An 18,463-nucleotide genomic window follows, 5' to 3' on the forward strand; every position below is an offset into this window, starting at 1 on the left:
ACTAAGACAAACAAATCATCTGGATCAGAAAGTTATGGCAGGATTAGATCAAAAACAACAATTCAATGGTGCTTGTTTGTGTGGGGAAATAAAATTTCATTTTCATATATCGAAAATTAAAACGATCTATCGTTGTTATTGTCGTTTATGTCGCAAGCAGAGTGGGGCAGCATCCAACACTGCGACATTGATTTCATCTGATTAATTTTATTGGCAACAAGGCGAGCAATTTATTTGCACTTATATCAAAGCCACAGGTTTTACTAGCTCCTTTTGCAGACAATGTGGTTCGCCTATTCCTAATCTACTAGGCACTAATCCTAAAGTAATGTGGATTCCGCTAGGTTTAATTCACGAAGATTTTGAACCAAATAAGGAGTTAAATTTTTGTATGACTTCTAAAATCAGCTGGGCTGGCGAGAATAAAGCACATACTTCATTTGATGAATTACCAACTGGTCGACAGCTTGAAGAATATTTTGAACTCAATGAATAAAAAAAGCAGAAAATTAATTTTCTGCTTTAATTTAGATGAAATCGTGCTTTTATTTAAATTGGATTGAGCCATTGGCACTGACAGTAATTTTCGATTCACCAGCCGCCATGTCTTGTGCTGGAGCTGCCTCAGCCATCGCAAATTTTGCCATGCCACCACGCATCATTGGTTGAGGGAAATAATTACTTGTATTCAAATTTAAATTGACAAGATTATATTGCGTTTTATTCCAAGCCTGGGTAATCGCTTGTGCGCGTTGCTGAAAGTTTTTAGAAGCTTCAATCATCAGTTCATTTTCAACTTTTTTACGTTGTTCGTCAGATACGCTAAAACTAATCGATTGGGTCTGAAAGCTCTGCTGAAGTTCACTAATCAACTGGCTTGCTGCTTTAAAGTCTTTACTTTCAATTTGGATTTCTGCACGTGCGCGCCATTCTTTTAACTTATTATTATCATTGTCATAAATAGGATAAGTACTTTGAGCACCTGTTTCGACTTTTACTTGTGCGTATTTACGAGAAATTGCTTGTGCTTGATTCATTAATTGATTGATTTGATTCGAAAGCTCTGCGGGTTGCTTATTGCTTCTTTCAATATAAAGTACAGCACGCATTTCGTCATTCGCAACTTGGCGTGCTGCATCTGCTTGGATATTCACAATATTATAGTTCAAGTTTTCAGTCTCATGAGCAAAAAGGCTTGGGCTAAGTGCAGCTCCGATCATTAATGTTGCAAGTGCTAAAGTACGCATAAAAAATTCCTTAAAATTTGGTATTAAACATTTATTTTTACAAGTCTGATATTAGAAACAACTGATGGGGAACTTTTGCATATTTTGTGGTGTCTTTGTAATATATTAACAGTGTTTTGCAACAGAAAAATTAATTAAAAAATATTTAAAATTAAATAATTAGCTTTATATATTTGACCATTTATCTAAAAAAATTAAGGCTGTTAAAAAAAGCTTACTTTCTTTCGCTTGTCACATAGTATGATGATAATTCATCATAGTTATTGGAATGAAGCATTTTTTCAATAATATTAGATGAATGTCAGGCATAAAAAGAGTTTATTTTATTTCAAAATTAGGTATCATCTCGCTCCTAGTTGAAAGATATAAAATTTGTGTCTCACTAGATTCTAAAAAGCACCGAGTCAAACGACCGCAAGTCACCAGACTTATTTCTTTTACCCATATCAGAGATGGTAATTCGATATGAGCGTTACTTCCGTAAATCCTGCCGCTAATGCAACTAACGAATATTATCTGACTCGCCAAAGTCAGATGGAATCGAATGTTCGTAGTTATCCACGTAAATTACCGTTAGCGATAGCAAAAGCACAAGGCTGTTGGGTTACTGATGTTGAAGGTACAGAGTACCTTGATTGTTTAGCTGGGGCAGGGACATTGGCTTTGGGCCATAATCATCCTGCGGTGATTCAAAGTATTCAAGACACATTGGCAAGCGGTTTGCCATTGCATACTTTAGACTTAACGACTCCTTTAAAAGATGCGTTTACTGAAGCGCTTTTGGCTTATTTGCCAGGCGGTCAAGAAGAATATTGCCTACAATTCTGTGGTCCATCTGGTGCAGATGGTACAGAAGCAGCGATTAAATTAGCGAAAACTTATACGGGTCGTAGCACAGTGATTAGTTTCTCTGGTGGCTACCATGGTATGACGCACGGCGCGCTTGCAATGACAGGTAACTTGTCTGCAAAGAATGCGGTGAATGGCTTAATGCCAGGCGTGCAATTTATGCCATACCCACATGAATATCGTTGCCCACTTGGTTTAGGTGGGGAAGCAGGTGTTGACGCTTTAACTTATTTCTTTGAAAACTTCATTGAAGATGTTGAAAGTGGTGTAACCAAGCCTGCTGCTGTGATCCTTGAAGCGATTCAAGGTGAAGGTGGTGTTGTTACTGCACCTGTAAAATGGTTGCAAAAAATCCGTGAAGTGACTGAAAAGCACAACATCGTTTTAATCTTGGACGAAGTTCAAGCTGGTTTTGCACGTTCAGGTAAAATGTTTGCCTTTGAACATGCTGGAATCGAGCCTGATGTTGTGGTGATGTCGAAAGCGGTAGGTGGTAGCTTACCACTTGCAGTATTGGGTATTAAACGTAAGTTTGATGCTTGGCAGCCTGCGGGTCACACGGGTACTTTCCGTGGTAACCAACTTGCAATGGGTACAGGTTTAGCGTCACTTCAAGTGATCAAAGAACAAAACCTTGCTCAAAATGCGCAAGAGCGTGGTGATTTCTTGCAAGCTGAGTTCAAGAAACTTGCTCAAGAATTCCCATGTATCGGTAACGTACGTGGTCGTGGTTTGATGATCGGTGTTGAGATCGTTGACGAGCGTAAACCTGCGGACCATATGGGTTCATTACCAGCTGATGCTCAATTGGCTGCTGCAATCCAGACGGCTTGTTTCAACAATAAATTATTGCTTGAAAAAGGTGGTCGTAACGGTACAGTCATTCGTTTACTTTGCCCATTAATTATCAATCACGAAGAATGCGTAGAAGCGGTTGCTCGCTTCAAGAAAGCTGTTGCTGAAGCATTAAAAGCAGTACGAGGCTAATTCATGGTTGATTTTGCAGAACATCGTAAAGCGTTACTCTGCAATGATGCTCAATCTATTGCTGACTATCAGTCAGCAATGGGCGAGGCGGTACAAGCCGTTTCAGCATGGTTGCAAAATGATAAAATGTACACTGGCGGTAGCATTAAGGATTTGCGTGCAGCAATCTCTTTTGCTCCTTCAAAAGAAGGTCTAGGTGTACAGCAATCATTACAACGTATGGTTGAGCTTTTTCTCAATAAAAGCTTAAAAGTACATCACCCGCATTCACTTGCACACTTACACTGCCCAACCATGGTGATGAGCCAGATTGCGGAAGTGTTGATCAATGCAACCAACCAGTCGATGGACTCATGGGATCAAAGCCCAGCGGGTTCTTTGATGGAAGTTCAATTAGTTGATTGGCTTCGTCAAAAAGTGGGCTATGGTGCAGGTCAAGCAGGTGTGTTCACCTCTGGTGGTACACAGTCAAACTTGATGGGTGTATTGCTGGCACGTGACTGGTGCATCTCGAAAAACTGGAAAGACGAAAATGGTAAGCCATGGTCGGTTCAGCGTGATGGTATTCCAGCAGAAGCAATGAAAAACGTCAAAGTCATCTGTTCTGAAAATGCACATTTCTCTGTGCAAAAGAACATGGCGATGATGGGTATGGGCTTCCAGTCTGTTGTCACTGTACCTGTGAATGAAAATGCACAGATGGATGTTGATGCACTGGAAAAAACCATGGCGCATCTTCAGTCTGAAGGCAAAATCGTAGCCTGTGTTGTTGCAACTGCCGGTACGACAGATGCTGGTGCGATTGATCCACTCAAGAAAATCCGTGAAATTACTACGAAATATGGTTCTTGGATGCACATTGATGCAGCTTGGGGCGGTGCACTGATTCTTTCAAATGACCATCGTGCAATGTTGGATGGAATTGAATTATCAGATTCGATCACACTTGATTTCCATAAGCATTATTTCCAAAGCATTAGCTGTGGCGCTTTCTTGTTGAAAGACGAAGCAAACTATCGCTTTATGCATTATGAAGCAGAATATCTAAACTCTGCATATGATGAAGAACACGGTGTTCCTAACCTCGTGTCTAAATCATTACAAACAACACGTCGTTTTGATGCATTGAAATTATGGATGACGGTTGAAGCATTAGGTGAAGAGCTTTATGGTTCAATGATTGACCATGGTGTGAAATTAACACGTGAAGTTGCAGATTATATTAAAGCAACAGCGGGTCTTGAATTGTTGGTTGAACCACAATTCGCTTCAGTCCTGTTCCGTGTCGTACCAGAAGCTTATCCTGCTGAATTTATCGATAGCTTAAACCAAAACGTGGCAGATGAATTGTTTGCTCGTGGTGAAGCGAATATAGGTGTAACCAAAGTGGGTAATGTTCAATCATTGAAGATGACCACTTTAAGCCCAGTTGCAACGCTTGAAAACGTTCAGAACTTGCTTGCACTTGTGTTGGCAGAAGCTGATCGTATTAAAGATGCAATTGCTGCAGGAACTTATGTTCCAGCGATTGACTAATCGATTTGCTTTCTAAGAGAAAGGCACATTTATGTGCCTTTTTTATTTTTTAGTCTGTGAGATTGAGCTTAGAAAGATTTAGCTCATCTGAATATACCTTTAATTTAATCTCAAGCAATTCTCGGAATAGCTTAAGATAGACGTGTAAATGGCTATTGGAAACCTAATTTTAGTTCATTTAGAACCGAATTGACGGATTAAAACTAATATTACATAGACATTTGTCATATAGTTTTCATTACTAAGGTCGTCAAATTTGTATTTCTAGTTTGATTTCTTATATGTCGTGTTGTAAGTAAAAAATTATAAATTACAATCATTAAGATAATTTTCTTTCGCAATTTTTATAAAAAAAAATCTTTTCTTTATGACTGAAAATTTTCAAATAAAAATGATCATCATAAAAGCGTCATAAAGTTGTCACTTAATTGTCATATTATCTCCTCAAAATGCAGTTAACTAAAGTACAACACTTGAATTAAAAAGAGTTGTAAATCAAATTGTATAAATGAGAGAAAACAGAATGCGCTTAAATCCACGTCATATCGCAATTGCATTAGCTGTATCTGGAGTAGCCGTAGCAACAACTGCGAATGCAGCTCGTGATACGATTCAAATCGCTGGTTCTTCAACTGTATTGCCATATGCAAGTATTGTTGCTGAAGAGTTTGGTAATACTTTCCCGCAATTTAAAGCACCCGTTGTTGGTTCAGGTGGTACTTCAGGTGGTTTAAAGCAATTCTGTCAAGGTGTTGGCGACAATACCATCGATATTGCAAACGCTTCACGTAAAATCAAAGATTCAGAGCTTGCTGCATGTAAAAAAGCAGGCGTAAATCAAGTTCAAGAAATCAAAATTGGTTATGACGGTATTGTATTTGCGTCTAACTCAAGAAAGGGTGCTTATAACTTAGATCCAGCACATGTGTTTACTGCATTGGCTGCACAGCTTCCTTCAGGTGGTAAATTGGTTCCAAACCCATATACACGATGGAACCAAATTGATGATGACTTACCAAATGAACCGATTACTTTAGTTATTCCAGCAACAAACCATGGTACGCGTGAAGTGTTCCAAGAAAAAATGGTTGAAGCGGGTTGTGAATCATTTGCTTATTTCAAAAATTTAGATAAAGAAGAACAGAAAAAAGCATGTTCAAACTTCCGTAAAGATGGTCGTGTGATTGAAATTGCAGGTGACTACACTGAAACACTTGCTCGTTTAAAAACTTCTCCTAATGCAGTGGGCGTATTTGGTTTAGGTTTCTATGACCAAAACCGCGATAAATTACGTGTTGCGACAGTAAATGGTGTATTACCTTCTGAGAAAACAGTTTTAAGCGGTCAATACCCAGTATCTCGTGCACTTTACTTCTATGTGAAAGGCGAGCATTTAAAATCAATTAAAGGTTTACCACAATACGTAGAATATTTCTTAAATAAGAAAGCTTCTGGTAAAGGTTCTAAATTAGAAAAAGCTGGCTTGATCACTATGAGCGATAAAGAACGTGCAAAAGTTCTAGCTGATTTCAAAGCGGGTAAAACAGTTAAGTAATATTGTTAAAAGGGAGGCTGGTGCGACTTAGGTTCATCAGCCTTTTTGTCTAACTAAGTTTTTTCAAATGATGAAAATTGAGAAAACAGTGGAGATTACATGAATCTGCTACTTATCGGTGTGTTATTAGCCCTTGTGGCAATTGCATATCAAATCGGGCTGAGCAAAAGCCGTAACCTAGCAGGTAAGGGAAACAACTCAGCAACTTTGCATTCACGTCCAGGTTATTATGGTGCGTTGGTCGCTTTGTGGTGTGGTGTTCCTGCTTTTTTAATTTTGATCATTTGGAACTTGGTCGAACCAAGTGTCCTTCAACATATTATTTTTAACAATATTCCAGCATCGGTCAGTGCAACTTTAGATGAAGCAAGCCGTGATGTTTTAATCGATCGTGTTCAAGCGATTGCGTCTGGTTTTGGGGTTACAGATAAGCCTGCAGCTTATGAGCTAGCAGCTGCACAACAACTTGCAAAATTTGAAACCATAGCTTCTTTTGCAAAATTGGCAATCGTAATTAGTGCTGGTTTAGCAGGTTTAGTTTGGGCAAAACGTCATGTGAGTCAGCAATTTCGTGCTCGTAATCAGGTTGAGAAAGCCATTAATGTTGGTTTGATCCTATGTTCTGGTGTGGCGATTCTCACAACGATTGGTATTGTACTGTCAATGTTGAGTGAGGCATTACATTTCTTCCGTTTTGTTAGCCCAGCAGATTTTTTCTTTGGCACAGAATGGAATCCAGGTTTTAGCACGTCAGGTAATGCAGAGGGAAGTTACGGTATCTTGCCATTAATTTGGGGTACTTTAATGGTTAGTGGTATTGCATTATTAGTTGCAGTACCAGTGGGTTTGATGATTGCTATTTATCTAGCTGAATATGCATCTCCAAACCTGCGCTCTTGGGCAAAACCAACAATTGAAGTATTAGCGGGTATTCCAACCATCGTTTATGGTGTATTTGCATTAATGGTCATTGGTCCATTCTTCAAAATGATTGGTGAAATTGTTGGTATTGATATTAATGCAACAAGTGCACTGACTGCCGGTTTTGTCATGGGGATTATGATCATCCCATTTGTTTCATCGCTTTCAGATGACATTATTACTCAAGTTCCTCGTGCCTTACGTGATGGTTCGTTGGGTTTAGGTGCAACCAAATCAGAAACGATTCGCCAAGTTGTATTGCCAGCAGCATTACCTGGTATTACAGGTGCATTTCTACTTGCAGTGTCACGTGCGGTAGGTGAAACCATGATCGTGGTACTTGCAGCAGGGAATAGTCCATTATTGCATGCAAATCCATTTGAAGCAGTTTCAACAGTGACTGTGACAATTGTTAAACAGTTAACTGGTGATACAGATTTTGCGAGCCCACAAGCATTGGTGGCATTTGCACTTGGTTTAACTTTGTTTGTGATTACTTTGGGTTTAAACATTATTGCACTATATATCGTGCGCAAATATCGTGAGCAATACGAATGAGTTCAAATACATCTCCTCTGGATCAGAACGTATTTGATCCACAAGTAGCTGCTGAACAACGTGAGCAGCGTAAAGCAATAATTCAAAGCTCTTTAGCAAAGCGTCATCGTAAAGAGAAAGCATTTCGCTTTGCAGGTTTCTCTGCGGTGATGATTGGTCTTGCATTTGTTGCTTTACTGTTCGGTAGCATTTTAGCAAAAGGTTTGCCTTCATTTTGGCAAAGTAGTATGACTGTTCCTGTGTATTTTGATCCTACAATTATTAATGTAGGAGCAAAACCGAAACAGACTGCCGGTGAGACACCTGCTCATTTTGAAGAGCGCTTTGTGGCTTGGCAAACTGAAATGGGCATGGTGGATTGGGATGCGCTTATTGTTAATGGTATTGTTGCTAAAGATCCAGCACTAGAGTCACAACGTGATTATTTGAATAGTTTGTACACGAGTTCAGAAGCCTATCGTTTACGTGATATGGTACTTGAGAATCCAGCATTAATTGGTACTAAAGATGAGATTAAATTCTTAGCGGACGCCAATGTGGATGTGTGGTTAGCAGGTAATATTGATCGTTCCTTACCAGATGACCAACAGCAGCTTGATCCAGAAGTTCGTCAACTTGCAGATAAATTAAAAGCAAATGGTATTATTGAAAATACATTTAATACGAATTTATTTATCAGCCCAGACTCACGTAGTTCACCAGCAACCAGTGGTTTAGCGGGCGCGTTTATGGGTTCGTTATTCATGATGTTGATTGTAATCTTGATTTCAATTCCAATCGGGGTTGCAAGTGCGATTTATCTTGAAGAATTTGCACCTAAAAACATCATGACTGACATCATTGAAGTCAATATCAATAATTTGGCGGCGGTACCTTCGATTGTATTTGGTCTACTCGGCGCGGCGATCTTTATTGGTTGGATGCATTTACCATTGTCTGCACCGTTGGTTGGTGGTCTGGTACTCAGTCTCATGACTCTACCAACCGTGATTATTACAACACGTGCTTCATTAAAAGCTGTGCCACCTTCAATTCGTCAGGCAGCGCTTGGCTTAGGTGCATCAAAAGTTCAAACAGTGTTTCATCATGTGCTACCACTCGCGTTGCCAGGAATCATGACAGGATCAATTATTGGTGTTGCACATGCTTTGGGTGAAACCGCACCATTACTATTAATTGGTATGAGTGCTTTCGTTGCAAGTGTTCCAGCTACGCCACTGGATCAGGCAACAGCATTACCTGTACAAGTTTATTTATGGCAGGGAAATGAGTTACGTAACTTCTTTGAAGGGCGTACTGCTGCTGCGATTATTGTGTTACTTGCATTAATGATTGGTTTAAATAGCCTTGCAATTTGGCTTCGTAAGAAATTTGAAGTGCGTTGGTAGTTGAGGAGAGTACAATGAATACGATTGATATTATGAACGCCGTAGAAAAGGATAAGTCAGTGAATCCACAGCAAACAGAATTTACTTCATCTGAAGCGCCAGTTCAGCAATCTAATACTGCGTTTGTTTCTCAGTTTGAAACAGCTTCATCGAATAAAAAGCCAAAAGTAAGTGATGTTAAAATCAGTACCAAAGATGTGCATGTTTATTATGGTGAAACTGAAGCAATTAAAGGTATTGATATCGATATTTATCAAAATGAAGTGATCGCATTTATTGGACCATCGGGTTGTGGTAAATCGACATTTCTGCGTACCTTAAACCGTATGAACGACACCATTGATAGTTGTCGTGTGACAGGCAAAGTGACACTGGATAATCAAGATATTTACGATCCAAGCCTTGATGTGGTGTTGCTACGTGCTCAAGTGGGTATGGTGTTCCAAAAGCCAAATCCATTCCCGAAATCAATTTTTGATAACGTTGCTTACGGACCAAAACTGCATGGTTTAGCACGTGATAAATATGATTTAGAAGAAATTGTAGAAAACAGCCTACGTAAAGCAGGCCTGTGGGATGAAGTGAAAGATCGTCTCAGCCAACCTGGTACTGGTTTATCTGGTGGTCAGCAACAGCGTTTATGTATTGCACGTACCATCGCTGTTAGCCCAGAAGTGATTTTGATGGATGAGCCTTGTTCAGCACTTGATCCGATTGCGACAGCAAAAATTGAGGAATTGATTTCAGAACTTTCTGAACAATATACCATTGCGATCGTAACACACTCTATGCAACAGGCTGCACGTGTTTCTGATCGTACTGCTTACTTCCATTTAGGTGATTTGATTGAAGTAAACTCGACTGAGAAAGTCTTTACTCAACCAGATCATCAATTGACTGAGGCGTATATTACGGGTCGTTTTGGCTGATTGATCTTCTATAAATCAAAAAAGGGCCTTCGGGCTCTTTTTTTGTGATACAGATGAAAATGAATCTATTTTGCAAAATCACTATTGAATTTTTATCCAATAGACCACATCTTAGTCGAATAAAGCCGAACTTATAGAGCACTTACTTTATGTTATTCCATTTACCTAAATTTCCTGCTGAAATTCGTATTAGTCATTTAAATGCGCGTGTGAATGAACAAAGAAAAAGAATTGCACAAACAACAGCATCTCGTTTGGAATTACTACAACTCGTTCAACAACTTGCTAAAGAAGCAAAGATTCGAAAAAAGAATGATCAAAAAATTTATGTGCTTGACTTTAAAGGTGATGTGCAAGCATCTGCGGTAGATACTATTCGTGAAGAAATTACTTTAATTTTAGCAACTGCAAAAGCAGGGCATGACCGTGTCGTTGTACGTTTAGAAAGCCCAGGTGGTATGGTTCATGGTTATGGTTTAGCGGCAGCTCAATTGGTTCGTTTACGTGATGCAGGCTTTAATGTCACGATTTGTGTAGATAAAGTCGCTGCAAGTGGCGGTTATATGATGGCATGTATTGCCAATGAAATTATTTCTGCTCCTTTTGCGGTTGTTGGTTCGATAGGAGTGGTTGCTCAAGTTCCAAACTTCAATCGTTTATTGAAGCAACACAATGTTGATTTCGAGCTTTACACGGCAGGTGAATACAAACGTACTGTGACTATGTTTGGTGAGAATACGCCAGAAGGTAAAGCGAAATTTGAAGAAGAGTTACAACAAACCCATTCTTTATTTAAGCACTTTGTTGAGAAGTATCGTCCACAATTAGATGTTGCTAAGGTTGCAACAGGTGAGCACTGGTACGGTGAAGACGCACGTGAGCTGAACTTGGTTGATAAATTACAGACCTCTGATGAATATTTGTTAAGTCTATTACCAAAACATGATGTGTATGTGATTAATACTCGTAAGCGCCCAACTTTTGGTGAAAAATTAGGTTTACAAGCTGCTCAAATGGCTGAGAATTTAATCCCTACAGTTTTGGGGAAACTAGTTGATAGTATTCACAAAGCAAATAGTTCCATCGTTCAAATGCGTGATCCAAAGTTCTAATGAGATTGCATTTTTGATATTAATAAACCAGTCTAAATAGACTGGTTTATTTTATTTAGATGTTGATTAAGAAATTCAATCTTAAGAATATATAAATAATCAGCTATATAAAAACCACAAAAGTTGCTTTAGGGTAGATTGTTGTGATCGCGATCATTTGTTATTTTAACCATTAGGTTAATTCTTTAACTAATTAGTATTCAATAAATACATAAAAAATAATTGATAAGAGAGTATAAAAAATGACACGAGTTGTTGTCTCATCTAAGAAAAATTTGCATGTTTTACAAGATGCGCAAATGAAAAGTATTATTTTGGATCAGCCTTCAATTGTACAAATTGGTGTAAATCAGGCGGATATTAAATCAATTATTAAGCAAGGTAATGATCTGGTTATTACATTAAAAAATGGTGAGAAAATCATTATTAGTGATTTCTACAAGGATACCAATCAGACTGAACATACACTTGCGATTCCAAATGAAGATGGAAGTTATGCAATTGCTCAATTTGATGATTCAGGTCGATTTATCCGTTATATGCCTGCAACTCAATTGTCTCAATTTATCGATAGTGAAATGCCGACTCAAACTATTAAAACAGAGAGTGAGGTAGATGATTTAGGTATTAGTAAGTCACAATTATTGAAAGTCGGTTTAGTTGCTTTAGCAGCAGAAGGCGTGTACTTATGGGCCGTTAAAGATGATGAGGATCAGTCTAATCAGAATCATTCTATTGATATCACTCCGCCAATTGATCCAACAGCATCATTAGCTACTGATACGCAAACTATTACAGGGAAAACGGAAGCGGGTGCAAAAATTGAAATTAAAGATACGACAGGAAAAGTAATCGCAACTTCACACGCCGATCAGCAAGGAAATTATACAATTAAACTTGATCAACCTTTAGTGAATAATAGCAAAGCAACGGTGATTGCAATTGATGCTGCTGGTAATTCATCTAAAGCAATCGCAGTGATTGGTAATAAAGATACGATTGCACCAGAAGCGCCAAGTGCTCAATTAAATGTAGATGGGACGATTGTCTCAGGTAAGACAGAAGCGAATGCTAAAGTAGCTATTTATGATGCAGATGGAAAATTATTAGGCTCTGTTAATGCAAATAGCTCAGGATTGTATTCCATTAAACTTTCATCACCCTTAACAAGTGATAAAGGGGGAACAGTTATTGCTGAAGATGCCGCAGGAAATAAGTCTACGCCGTCTAAGGTGATTGCGGGAAAAGATACTTTAGCTCCTGATCAACCATTAGTAGAAGTGAATAAAGATGGGGCTTCAATTTTAGGTCGAGCTGAAGCAAATACAAAAGTACAAATTAAAGATTCAGATGGAAAAATTATAGGAAGTGGTATTACAGATTCACAAGGAAAATTCAATATTACACTTTCGCCAGCTTTGACAGCAACGCAAAAAGCAACTGTTGTGCTTGAAGATGTGGCAGGAAATCAGTCTAAACCATTAGAAATTAGTGCAGGCAAAGATACCATTGCGCCAGACAAAGCAGTAGCACAATTAAATGCTGCAGGTGACTCACTGACGGGCACAGCTGAAGCAAATGCTAAAATTCAAATTAAAGATTCAAGTGGTAAATTAATTGGAAGTGGAGTCGTTGATGCACAGGGTAAATTTACGATAGCTATTTCACCTGAGCTAACTGATCAAAAAACAGCAAAAGTATATGTGATTGACTCGGCTGGTAATTTATCGGATGCAACGGGTATCGTTGGGACAAAGGATATTACTCCTCCCACTAAGCCGATAATTCCAAAATTAACTGATGATGTTGGTGATGTTAAAGGTTCTATTAATGCAGGTGGTACAACGGATGATGCTAGACCAACCTTTTCTGGGGCAGCGAATTCAGCAGAATCTAAGGCTTTGCTAACGATTTATGATAATGGGCAAGCAATAGGAGTCGTGACAGTTGCCAGTAACGGAAGTTGGGTCTTTAATCCAAATCATGATCTAGCATTAGGTCTGCATAAAATTACATTGACTCAGACGGATGCCGCTGGGAATACTAGTGAAATGAGTGATGTATTTAGTTTTACGATCGTTTCTCCAACGACGACCTTGGCATTGCTGCAAAGTGAAAATATTGACATTAATTTGAGTCATGCTTCGCTCGTAGATCAGATTGATTTAAGTTCGTTAGAAACTAAACCAATAGCTGTTACACCATTACCCTCAGTCGAAAAAGTTTCATTAAATGATATATTAGTTTCGTCAAATCAATATGATAACCAACTTGATGATGTATTAAACCAGTTTGCTTCCACATCATCTACATCTACCAACGATGTCGTGGATAAGAGTTTAATAGGTTCTGATTTTATTCCAATCATTAAACCAGAGATTTTTGATCAATTCGATATATTGCAACACGCGATCATTTAAATTGGAATTTTTAAATAAAACGCTTATTTATCGATAAGCGTTTTATTTTTGTAGAGTTGAATCATCCCCATAACAATCGCACCAAGCGTAGCAAGAAACATATCTTTGTGAGCATCCCATTGATCGCCTTGTTGTCCATTGTAATTCTCAGCATCTTCAGGAGATAAACCCATCGCAATCCACCATTCAATCAATTCATAAAATAAGCTACTTGCCATTACAAATTGAATCACAAATAAAAATAGAGAGAATGGTTTTACCTTGGGTAACCATACTTGAAAACATCGATAAAAAAATGGGTACAGCAACAAGCCATAAGCAAAATGCACAAAGCGATCATACATATTACGTGACCAATCCATGCTTTGATTTAGATCGAAGTGAAAAAGTGTGTTGATCCAATCGTTATAAGGAACATAAGAATATAGGTAATGTGCACCAATAATATGAATGAAAAGGAAGGCGAGATAGAGACAGAAACTATAAAAATTGATGCCAATCTTTTTCAGTGTAACTAACAACGCAATCAGCATCAGAACAGTACCTGCTTGATGCAATAAATAGGATTCAAACTCTAAAGGTTGAATACTTGCGATTATGACACTTAGTACAATGCTAGCTAAAGCGAGGTAGTGTTTTAAATTCAGTTGTTTTTCTATCATGCCATATCCAAAATGAATTAAGGCAAATATGATTTACCTTACTTGTTTGTATTTAAGTCAATGGGTTGTTTTTCTGTAGATATACCACCAAGTGCCTGACAAGCTTGTTTATATAATTGATATTTTTGTTGTACAACCTCATCTAGTGGGATATCAAAAAGATCTTCACCATTTTTATATTGTTCGATATAAGTTGAGACTTTTTCCTTATTGACCGCAAGTGTTTCTTGGTAAAAGTTAGACATTGATGATGGGGCAACTTGGTTTGTCTCAATATTTTTACATTCGAAATTCTGTAAAATTTTTTCTGCACGTTTGACTTCACTGGATTTGCCAAAAACACATCCAGTTAAACAGATTGTGAGCACAAACGAGAAAAAAAGCTTCATGATAAATAAGGTGAAATTTGAGTTATTGTATTATTGTATATTAAATTAATTTAATAAATTAATTCTTAATGTCCAACACAAAAAAAATTAAGTAATTTTTAATAATTTATTTTTGTTTTTAAAAAAGATAAATAATCTGAGAATGATGATGTACATAAGAAAAGCAGAGAAAAAAGACGTATATGATTGTGTTCCATTGATCTATAGTGCGGGCGTGCCTCTATTTGATTACATTTATCGGCATGAACAAATTACGGCGGAGCATTTTATTCACAAAGAGTTTTTGTCTGAATATGGGTATACCAGCTATAACTTACATTGGGTTGTTGAGGATCAGGGGAAAGTGATTGCTGTAGTGGCATGCTATGCAACAAAAGATTTGTCTCGTATGGATAATGGAACCATTAAAAATATTCTAAAGATGTATAAATTCCGGTTTCCTCGTGTGTTGATGCGAGCACTAAATTCCAATTCAGTGGTAACAAAACCCAGTGAGACGAGTTTACATGTAGCAAATTTTGGTGTGCATCCAAATTATCGTAGTAAAGGAATCGGCACTCAATTATTACAACATCTAAAAATGCATGCCATTGAACAAGGATATTCAGGGTTGTCTTTAGATGTTTCTAAAGCAAATCCAAAAGGGCAAAGCTTATATGAGCGAATCGGTTTTAAGGTCGTAGAAGAAACAGCTTTTAAAGATGAAAACACTCAAAGAATGCCAAATGGTAGACGGATGGAATGGTATTTCTAACACGATCTAGAATATGGATATTTATAAAAACTAAGATTTCACGTTATGCTATGCATGAGCATCATCAATCCAAATTCTTATGCGAGTTTTAAACATTATTTTATATGTCTTGCTAATCTGTTGCTCTTGTTTGGCAAGTGCCAAAGATTATGATTTTTTTGCAGAAGATCATGATGAAACGGAGAGTATGTTTGATGCTGCTTATCCGCAAATTAAAAAAGATTATTCAATCTTGCATAATCTTTTTTTCCAAGATGATCGTTGGCGTGTTTATAACTATACAGCTTACCAAACCAATCAATTTAATCAAAAGATGTTAACTGGAGATACGAGTAATCTATCTTTAGATGATTTTTCGATTTCACTTGGATACGGTATGGTGTATCAATTGAATAAAAATAATCGGATTGGTTACGAATATCTTTCCAGTTTTCCATTTGATCGGGGCCAATTAATTCGATTATTTTGGTTGCGCATTTTTTAAGATTTTTTCTGGTACAAACCCGCTCTGACAATTCCTGCTTTTGTTTCTTTAATTTTTTGCCAACTAGATGGAAGTTTTAATTGAGATAATTCTCGATCTGCCTCTACATAAATAAAGGCATTTTCCGTAATAATTGGATCAGCTAATTCAGCAAGTTCTTCCCATAATGCTAGGTCGTATGGGGGATCTAAAAAAACAACATCAAAATGAGTGTTTAATTTCTTTAATGCTTGTTGTGCAGTTAAAGTAAGTAGCTGACAATTATCTGCTTTTAGCAATTGAATGTTTTCTTTTAAAAAGCGAGCTTGAATTGGGTTGGGTTCGATCATGACGACTTTTGCAGCGCCACGTGATAAAGCTTCAAAGGCTAGTGCACCAGAACCACTACATAAATCTAAAACTTGTGAATTTTGTATATCCCACATGAGCCAATTAAATAATGTTTCTCTTACTCGATCTGGTGTCGGACGTAAACCCTCAATGCTAGCGAATGGTAGTGTTCTACGTTTCCAATCACCACCGATGATACGCAATTGATTTTTCATTATTCAGTGACTCCATCATTGGAATGAGAAGCAGTAGTTGTTGTAACTGAACTTGACGCTGCTGGTGTAGATGCAGGTGAATCAGAACTATTTGGTAGTTCACCGGGTTTAATACCAGCAGTCATTAAACCGCCACTCACTTGATGGTTGGCTGGACGAATAGGATTATTTTTACGAGTGACTAACCAGTAATCAAAGACTGGACGTGCAAGTTGAGCCGCCGATCCGCCATGTTTACCATTTTCCCAAACGACAGCAATTGCGATTTGAGGATTATCCGCTGGTGCAAAGCCAACAAATAAACCGTGGTCCCATTGTCGAGAGGAAAGAGCGGCTTCATTATAACGTTTGCCCTGAGCAATACTTTTGACCTGAGCTGTACCTGTTTTACCCGCAATAGAATATTGTAATCCGCCCTTAATGCCACGCCCTGTTCCAGATTGAATCACGTCAATCATGGCTGCATGCATGTTGAGCCAATCTTGCTCTGTACCATTAAATTGAATTTTACCGTCAGGAGCATTGTGCACAGAATATTTTTTTGCGCCCTTATTATCACGTAAAACGTGAGGTGTAACGTGAGAGCCCTTGTTGGCAGTAATTGCTACAGCCATCGCAAGTTGTAATGGGGTAGCAGTAAATGCACCTTGTCCAATACTCACAGAAATAGTTTCGCCTTTTAACCATTTCGATTTACGTGTACGCATTTTCCATTCTGGACTTGGATATAAACCTGTGCTTTCACTTGGTAAATCTACACCTGTTTTTGCGCCAAAGCCAAATTGCCGCATCCAGTCATTCATTTTTTCGATACCCATACGATAAGACAGGATATAGAAATAGGTATCGCAGGATACAACTTCAGCTTTATGTAAATTTACAGCACCATGACCTGTCTTTTTATGATCACGGAAGCGGTGGCTATCTCCTGGTAAATTAAAATAACCAGGATCAGAAATTGCTGTGCCCCAATCGACAAGTCCGTAATGAATTCCGCCAAGTCCGAACATCGGTTTAATTGTCGAACCCGGTGGATAAACGCCTTGTACGGCACGGTTATAAAGTGGTTGGTCTAAGTTGTCACGTAAACCACTATAATCTTTTGAACTGATGCCTGTAACAAATAAATTTGGATTAAAACTCGGGCTAGATACCAGTGCTAAAATTTCTCCTGTTCGAGGATCCATGGCTACAATAGCACCACGACGATCTGCCAACTGTTGAGCTGCAATCGTTTGAAGACCATAATCTATTGATAAATAAAGATCATTTCCGCGCGTTGGGTTTTGACGACCTAAATGACGGAGTACATTACCATGTGCATCGGCTTCAATTGATTCATAGCCCGGTGTTCCATGTAATAACTCTTCATAGCTTTTTTCTGCACCAATTTTTCCAATCAGGTTGGTGCCTGCATATAAATCTTTATCAATAGATTTTAGTTCTTTGTCATTAATTCGTCCCACATAACCGATCACATGGGCAAATAATTCGCCATGAGGATAGTAACGTGTCATTTGTGTTTCAATTTTTACACCCGGGAAGTCATATTTAACTTCACTGAATTTTGCAATATCTGCCTCAGTCAGATTTAACTTGATGGCAATTCTTTCCGTTTTACGTGCAGTTTTTACGCGACTTTTAAAACGATCGACATCTTCTTGGGTTAAGCTCAGTACTGGAATTAAACGTGCAATGGTTCCATCAATATCTGTGACATCTGTACGACTCAGTGTCGCTGTAAAAACAGGATAATTATCAGCTAAAAGTACGCCGTTACGATCATAAATATAGCCACGCGCTGGTGGAAGAGGTTGTAAACGAATCCGGTTTTTATCCGAGGCTGTTGTAAAGTCGTCGTAATGAATAATTTGTAAATATGCATAACGGCAAATTAATAAAAGTAGAAAAATAGCGACGACGAATATAGCAAAGAAGATTCGACCCTTGTAAATGCGCTTTTCTTGTTGCATGTTTTTTAAAGGAAAGTGCTGTTTCATAGGGTGTCGACTTAAATTACTAGGGAGAAAATATAAAAGGCGCACTATTTTAACGTAAGTTGCATGATCATACTGTAGTATTTTCAATACATCATCTGAATGATGACGCGACAGTTTTTGACTTTGC

15 protein-coding genes and 1 pseudogene are annotated in these 18,463 nt (G+C 38.1%); 11 read left to right on the plus strand and 5 right to left on the minus strand.

Annotation, left to right across the window (positions count from 1 at the left end; genetic code table 11):
• The first annotated feature begins 34 nt into the window (after positions 1–34).
• Positions 35–496 (plus strand): annotated as a pseudogene (locus tag AC0JIQ_RS04570) (GFA family protein).
• A 49-nt stretch (positions 497–545) separates the two neighbouring features.
• On the opposite strand, the gene AC0JIQ_RS04575 reads toward AC0JIQ_RS04570, so the two are convergent.
• Positions 546–1,247, minus strand: a complete 702-nt coding sequence (locus tag AC0JIQ_RS04575; RefSeq protein WP_474202776.1) for an SIMPL domain-containing protein — start codon at positions 1,245–1,247, stop codon at positions 546–548.
• A gap of 465 nt (positions 1,248–1,712) precedes the next feature.
• Here AC0JIQ_RS04575 and AC0JIQ_RS04580 point away from each other — a divergent pair, with 465 nt between their 5' ends.
• The 8 genes from AC0JIQ_RS04580 (at position 1,713) to blp2 (ending at position 13,502) form a co-directional block, all read left to right on the plus strand.
• Positions 1,713–3,083: a diaminobutyrate--2-oxoglutarate transaminase gene (locus AC0JIQ_RS04580; RefSeq protein ID WP_346509674.1), complete on the plus strand. Its 1,371-nt coding sequence runs from the start codon at positions 1,713–1,715 to the stop codon at positions 3,081–3,083.
• Between the two features lie 3 nt (positions 3,084–3,086).
• Positions 3,087–4,619 carry a pyridoxal phosphate-dependent decarboxylase family protein gene (locus AC0JIQ_RS04585; protein ID WP_474202777.1) on the plus strand — a complete coding sequence of 511 codons (1,533 nt, stop codon included), beginning with the start codon at positions 3,087–3,089 and terminating at the stop codon, positions 4,617–4,619.
• A gap of 523 nt (positions 4,620–5,142) precedes the next feature.
• Positions 5,143–6,174 (plus strand): substrate-binding domain-containing protein, encoded by a 1,032-nt coding sequence (locus AC0JIQ_RS04590; RefSeq protein ID WP_004663224.1) that lies wholly within the window; start codon positions 5,143–5,145, stop codon positions 6,172–6,174.
• Positions 6,175–6,273: 99 nt separating this feature from the next.
• The gene (pstC, locus tag AC0JIQ_RS04595) at positions 6,274–7,653 is read left to right on the plus strand and encodes a phosphate ABC transporter permease subunit PstC (protein ID WP_474202778.1); all 1,380 of its coding nucleotides are present in this window, start codon (positions 6,274–6,276) and stop codon (positions 7,651–7,653) included.
• On the plus strand, positions 7,650–9,041 hold the full coding sequence (pstA, locus tag AC0JIQ_RS04600; RefSeq protein ID WP_474202779.1) for a phosphate ABC transporter permease PstA: 1,392 nt from the start codon (positions 7,650–7,652) through the stop codon (positions 9,039–9,041). The genes pstC and pstA overlap by 4 nt, the downstream gene beginning before the upstream one ends.
• A 14-nt stretch (positions 9,042–9,055) precedes the next feature.
• Positions 9,056–9,970 (plus strand): phosphate ABC transporter ATP-binding protein PstB, encoded by a 915-nt coding sequence (pstB, locus tag AC0JIQ_RS04605; protein WP_241339845.1) that lies wholly within the window; start codon positions 9,056–9,058, stop codon positions 9,968–9,970.
• Between the two features lie 149 nt (positions 9,971–10,119).
• Positions 10,120–11,082 carry a protease SohB gene (gene sohB, locus AC0JIQ_RS04610; protein WP_004663217.1) on the plus strand — a complete coding sequence of 321 codons (963 nt, stop codon included), beginning with the start codon at positions 10,120–10,122 and terminating at the stop codon, positions 11,080–11,082.
• A 242-nt stretch (positions 11,083–11,324) separates the two neighbouring features.
• Entirely contained in the window at positions 11,325–13,502 is a 2,178-nt protein-coding gene (gene blp2, locus AC0JIQ_RS04615) for an Ig-like repeat protein Blp2 (protein WP_474202780.1), read from the plus strand.
• Positions 13,503–13,525: 23 nt separating this feature from the next.
• Here the strand turns inward: blp2 and AC0JIQ_RS04620 are convergent, their stop codons facing one another.
• Positions 13,526–14,164, minus strand: a complete 639-nt coding sequence (locus AC0JIQ_RS04620) for a DUF2238 domain-containing protein (RefSeq protein WP_474202781.1) — start codon at positions 14,162–14,164, stop codon at positions 13,526–13,528.
• A gap of 38 nt (positions 14,165–14,202) precedes the next feature.
• Positions 14,203–14,553: a hypothetical protein gene (locus tag AC0JIQ_RS04625; protein ID WP_004663211.1), complete on the minus strand. Its 351-nt coding sequence runs from the start codon at positions 14,551–14,553 to the stop codon at positions 14,203–14,205.
• 148 nt (positions 14,554–14,701) lie between these two features.
• On the opposite strand from AC0JIQ_RS04625, the gene AC0JIQ_RS04630 reads away from it, so the two are divergent.
• On the plus strand, positions 14,702–15,307 hold the full coding sequence (locus tag AC0JIQ_RS04630; RefSeq protein ID WP_474203224.1) for a GNAT family N-acetyltransferase: 606 nt from the start codon (positions 14,702–14,704) through the stop codon (positions 15,305–15,307).
• Positions 15,308–15,386: 79 nt separating this feature from the next.
• Entirely contained in the window at positions 15,387–15,791 is a 405-nt protein-coding gene (locus AC0JIQ_RS04635) for a hypothetical protein (RefSeq protein ID WP_474202782.1), read from the plus strand.
• Here AC0JIQ_RS04635 and rsmD read toward each other — a convergent pair.
• Both rsmD and mrdA read right to left on the minus strand, forming a co-directional pair.
• Entirely contained in the window at positions 15,788–16,336 is a 549-nt protein-coding gene (gene rsmD, locus AC0JIQ_RS04640; RefSeq protein ID WP_269239280.1) for a 16S rRNA (guanine(966)-N(2))-methyltransferase RsmD, read from the minus strand. The genes AC0JIQ_RS04635 and rsmD overlap by 4 nt on opposite strands.
• Complete coding sequence (gene mrdA / locus AC0JIQ_RS04645) at positions 16,336–18,336, minus strand: penicillin-binding protein 2 (protein WP_474202783.1); 2,001 nt, start codon at positions 18,334–18,336, stop codon at positions 16,336–16,338. The genes rsmD and mrdA overlap by 1 nt, the downstream gene beginning before the upstream one ends.
• Positions 18,337–18,463: the final 127 nt, after the last annotated feature.

The organism is Acinetobacter sp. FB (assembly GCF_056033405.1).